Below are 4054 nucleotides of genomic sequence, written 5' to 3' on the forward strand. Positions count from 1 at the left end.
GCGCGCCTTCACGGGAATCCAGAGCGCGTTCGTCTTGTCGATCGTGTAGCTGCGCTCCATGAATTTGTAGGGCACCACGGCACCGACCGCCTGTCCGGGTGGCGCGAAGATGTTACCCGGTTCCTGCCAGAGTCCGATCACGACCACCGGGCGCCCTCCCACCTGGACCTGTCGACCCAGCATGCGCTCGCGGCCGAATAGACGGCGCGCCGTTTCATCTTGCAGCACGACCACCGGCGCCCCTGAACTGAGTTCGTGGCGCGTAAACCAGCGCCCTTGCACGAGCTCGCCGCCCTGAATGCGGGTGAACCCGTCGTCGGCGCCGAAGATCGCCATCGATTGCGACCGGACCCCGTTCGATTCAATGCGCGCCAGCGTCTGCGCCCACAGCGCTGCGTACGCGATCTCGGGAAGGCGACGTAGTCGATCGGCCTCGCGCTCGGCGAGATCCGGACGGATCCGGACTTCCTTCGGCAGGTTGTCCGGATTAAGCGGCGTCTGCGAGAACTTCTTCATCACGTAAAACGTGGTGGGACCCGCGACTTCGATGGTGGTCACGATCTGCGAGCGGATACCTTCCACGATCGCGGCCATGGCCATCACCGTGGCCACGCCGATCACCACGCCGAGAATGGTGAGCGACGAGCGCAGCTTGTTCACTCGGATCGCGTCGAAGGCGATGAGCAGATTCTCGCCGAACGCACCCACTCGAAGACTCATCGCTCAGGTCTCCGCGCGCATGGCGGTGATCGGATCGAGCTTCGCGGCGCGCGACGCGGGGTACACGCCGAATAGCACGCCCACGCCGGCACCGAGCGACAGCGCCAGACCGACACTCCACAGCGACACCCGGGCGGGCAACGGTGAGAACGCCGCGATGGCGGCCGCCAGTGCCCATCCGGCCGCGACGCCAAGCAGGCCGCCGCAGATCGCTAGCGCGATCGCCTCCGCGAGGAACTGACGCCGCACATCGGACGCCGTGGCGCCCACCGCTTTGCGGAGCCCGATCTCGTGCGTGCGCTCGGTGACGCCCATCAGCATGATGTTCATGATCACGATGCCACCCACGAGAATGCCGATCGCGACGACGGCCGGTACCACCGCAAACAGTACTTTGGTGAGCTGCTTCCAGAAATCCACCAGCGCATCGGCCGTACCAACGTCGAAGTTGTCGCGATCCGACGGCCGCAGTCGGCGCGCGAGGCGCATGGCTTCCTGTGCGCGAGCCATCGCGGGACCAACCTCCCGCGCTTCGCGCATCTTGATCGAGATCGTGGTGTTCTGTCGGCGCCCGTATATCGATTCGAACGCCGAAATAGGCATGAGGGCAAATCCATCGAACGATTGCCCCAGCACGCGGCCTTTCCGTGCCACGACGCCCACAATCGTGTAGCGCTGTCCCATCACGCGCACGTCCTGGTCGATGGCCGTCGCGCCCTGAAAGAGTTTCTGCGCGACGTCGGCGCCCACCACAATCACGTGGCGACGTTCGCGCACATCGATGTCGCTGAGTGGGCGTCCTTCGGTGAAGCGGTAGTCCTGCACCACTTGATAGCCCGCGGTCACCCCGAAGATCAGAACGCTGCCGAGTGTGCGGTCGCGCCAGACGACATCGGCCTGCGGTGTCGGCCATCCGGATTGCAGCGAGATGGCTACGGCATCGGGGAGTGCCTCGCGAACGGCCTCGGCATCCCGCTCGTCCACCCGCGGGCGGCGCTGCAGGAGGCGAAACTGGTCGTCGGTGAACAGGCCCAGACTGATGGGCAGTCGTCGCACCTGAAAGGTGTTCATGCCGATCATGGCATCGGCGATGTTTTCCTTCACATATGCGTTCATCCCCTGGATGATCGCCACCACCGCCACCAGGAAACCAACCGACACGACGATGCCGAGCAGGGTGAACGCCGTTCTCATGGGGTTCACGCGAAGCTGCACCAGCGACAGGCGGATAACGTCGGAGAAGCGCATGATGGCCGGAACTACTCGTGCCGGAGTGCCTCTACCGGATCCAGCCGCGACGCACGCATGGCGGGAAGCATGCCGAAGGCAACCCCGGTCACGGCGCTGGCAATCAATGCCGTGGCCACGATGCTGGCGGGCAACGTGGCTGGAATCGATGTGTTGGTGCGGATGATCCACGCCAGCAACGCGCCAAGTCCAAGTCCCGCGAGGGCGCCGATGCTGGTCATGGTGGCGGCTTCGACGAGGAACTGCCAGCGAATCGTTCCGGAGGTGGCGCCGAGCGCCTTGCGCACGCCGATCTCCCGGGTGCGCTCGGTCACCGAGATCATCATGATGGCCACCACGCCCACGCCGCCGACGAGCAGGGCGACCGCCGACAGTGCCAAGCCTACGGCGAAGATCGCGCCGAAGAGTTGGTTAAAGGTATCCATGAGGCGGTCCTGCTCGACCAGGTAAAAGGTCGCGCGGTCGCCGGGGCGAAGGCCGCGGCGCGCGCGCATGGACGCCAACACCTCGTCCATGACTTCGCCTTGCGTGACGGACTTGTCCGGACGAACCAACAGGCTGAGACTGCCGCGCCATACGTCGAGACTGCGCACGGCGGCTTGAATGGGAATAATCGCTCGTGGGGTATCCGGACCCTTTCCCTCCAGCGACTTCAGAAAGCCGGCTTTCGGCGCATAAATTCCGATCACGGTGAACTGTCGCCCGTTGATCATGATTTGCTTTCCGATCGCCTCCGACTCACCGAACAGCTGCGCTTTGAGGGTGTCGTTCACCAGCACGACCGGATTACCAGCTTCGTATTCGGTGCGCGTGAAATTCCGGCCCGGGAAGATGTCCGACGCATCGACCGACGGCCATTCCACGCTGTACGCGTCGTAACCGACGTTGTCCACGCGGCTGTTACGATAGGCGAAGTTGCCCTGGCCGCCAAGCACCCCGATCACATGCTCGACGCCGGGGATGCGCTTGATCATCTCCCACTCGGCGAACGAGATGGGTGGGTTGCTGCGATCCGGACACTTCTCGTCCGTACCATCGCAGCCGCTGATTCCCGAGCTCCGCCGCTGCACGATGAACGTCGTGGCACCGATCTGTTCGAGGTCCTGCTGGAACGACGCACGAATTCCGTTGACCACCGCACCCATCGCGACCACGACAAACACACCGATGGCAACGCCCGCGATGGTCAATGCCGCGCGCACCTTGTTGGATCGGATGGATTCGAGCGCCATGCCAACGCCTTCAAAAACCAGTAAGAATCGATTCATGCGATTACTCTTGGCGCAACGCGGTGATGGGATCCAGGCGCGAGGCGCGACTGGCCGGATACAGGCCGGCGGCAATTCCGACGCCGGCACCAGTCACCAGAGCGGCGGCAATCGACCACGGGGCGACCGCGGCCGGTAGCGGTGTGAGCGCGGCGATGACCTCCGCCAAGCCGATCCCGAGTCCAATGCCAATCGCCGCGCCCAGTGTACTCAGCGTCGCGGCCTCGACCAGGAACTGCGACATGATATCGGCCCGTTTCGCCCCAAGCGCCTTTCGCACGCCAATCTCTCGGGTGCGTTCGGCGACGGCTACGAGCATGATGTTCATGATCACCATGGCCCCGACGACTAAGCTGATCGCGGGGAGCGCGGTGCCGAACAGCACGAGACGTCCCTTGAGCTGCTTGATAAACCCAAACGCCGCATCCTGTGTGATGAGGCCGAAGTCGTCGGGCTGACCGGCGCGAAGTCCGCGCAGCGAACGAAGCGCGCCACGCGCCGCCTCGATACCGTCCGGAAGATCGGCCTGTGTAGGAGCCTGAACGATCAGCGACGAGATATCGCGCGCCGGACGAATAATGCGCCCCATCGGCGAGGTGTACGGCGCGATCGCGTTGCGGTCGAGTGAAAATCCGAACACCGAGCCCTGCTTCTCGATGACGCCGATCACCGTGAATGGCACACCAGCCACGCGCAACTGGCGCCCCTCCGGATTGAGTCCCGGGAAGAAATGCTCGGCGACTTCCGTGCCGATCACGATCACGCGCGCGCCGGCACGGACTTCCTGATCCGTGAAGGCACGACCCACGGTGACCGGA

General features: G+C 64.3%; 4 protein-coding genes. All 4 read right to left on the reverse strand.

Going from position 1 to position 4054, the window contains the following annotated elements:
• On the reverse strand, positions 1 to 720 hold a 720-nt coding region (locus ACLL97_RS18990), incomplete at its 3' end, for an ABC transporter permease (RefSeq protein WP_411282048.1).
• Between the two features lie 3 nt (positions 721 to 723).
• Positions 724 to 1968, reverse strand: coding sequence for an ABC transporter permease (locus ACLL97_RS18995; protein ID WP_411282049.1), 1245 nt, complete (start codon positions 1966 to 1968; stop codon positions 724 to 726).
• 11 nt (positions 1969 to 1979) lie between these two features.
• Complete coding sequence (locus ACLL97_RS19000; RefSeq protein ID WP_411282050.1) at positions 1980 to 3236, reverse strand: ABC transporter permease; 1257 nt, start codon at positions 3234 to 3236, stop codon at positions 1980 to 1982.
• Positions 3237 to 3240: 4 nt separating this feature from the next.
• Positions 3241 to 4054: ABC transporter permease (locus ACLL97_RS19005; protein ID WP_411282051.1), on the reverse strand; the 814-nt coding region annotated here is incomplete at its 5' end.

This window comes from Gemmatimonas sp., from assembly GCF_046594945.1.
Lineage (GTDB): Bacteria > Gemmatimonadota > Gemmatimonadetes > Gemmatimonadales > Gemmatimonadaceae > Gemmatimonas.

Coding starts and splice junctions, on each gene's coding strand:
- ACLL97_RS18995 (WP_411282049.1), bottom strand. CDS start 1,968: ATGCGCTTCTCCGACGTTATCCGCCTGTCGCTGGTGCAGCTTCGCGTG.
- ACLL97_RS19000 (WP_411282050.1), bottom strand. CDS start 3,236: ATGAATCGATTCTTACTGGTTTTTGAAGGCGTTGGCATGGCGCTCGAA.